This is a genomic window from Ruegeria sp. P8 (assembly GCF_056534665.1).
This window is the reverse complement of the sequence record NZ_JBQERC010000062.1, coordinates 1-798: the sequence shown is the minus strand read 5'-3', so window position 1 is coordinate 798 and position 798 is coordinate 1. Positions and strand designations below refer to the sequence as shown.

The following is a 798-nucleotide window of genomic DNA, read 5'->3' as shown; positions in this document are numbered from 1 at the left end:
CCCGCCGGGGCATAAATGCAAACATGAACCGCGCTCCGACCACGCGAGCGGTGGCAAACAGGGCCGCGCAACGCGCGGTGTTAGGTCGGGCTATTGGCACAGCGCTGCCTTTGCTTGGTCTCGCGCTTGCAATCTCACAACTGCTCGAACGCCGCAAAACATTGCTTAGTGAAGCGCCGGAAGGGCTTTACGTAGAGAACGGACGCCTCAAAGGTCCGGGCGTTATCGAGCGGATACCAGCTGTTGAAGCCGATGGCGTTCACAAGGTTGACAGCTATACAAACCTCGATTGGGCGGCGCTCAATCATCCGATACCCACGCCGCTTTACGAATATGATGTCTATTCTAGGCGAGAGGATTTGGGGGGGATGTATTCTGAATGGCACAAGACGATTGTGATCCCCCCCGGCGAGGGACTTCCGGAACCGGGAATTATTGCTCCGAACCCATACCCTACGGTTCCCCCGAGGTACGTTCCAAATCCCCCAGGACAAAAACCGCGGCGCAAGCCGGATGCGCCTGGACAAATAAATCCGCACGTAAACGACCCGCACGGTGTGCCGTTGCCACCGCCTAGTCCGCAGACGCGCCCAAAGCCTAAGCCGCGCCCGCGTCCTGATCGTCCAACAACTTCGGTCGGCATAACCATCAAGCCGGATGGCTCCACCGAATTCGTGCGGAACCCCGCCAATGTTCGCCCCCCCAAGGGTGTCCGCGAGCGCAAGTCTAAGTCCCGACAGGGCCTCGCGGTCATTACGTGGCTCATGGACAAGGCCACGGAAGGGGCGGAAATATTGG

General features: G+C 59.3%; 1 pseudogene. It reads left to right on the top strand.

The window, feature by feature from the left end:
* Window positions 1-50: 50 nt before the first annotated feature.
* Window positions 51-798, top strand: a pseudogene (locus ACR0BZ_RS19875) (hypothetical protein); the annotation flags it as partial.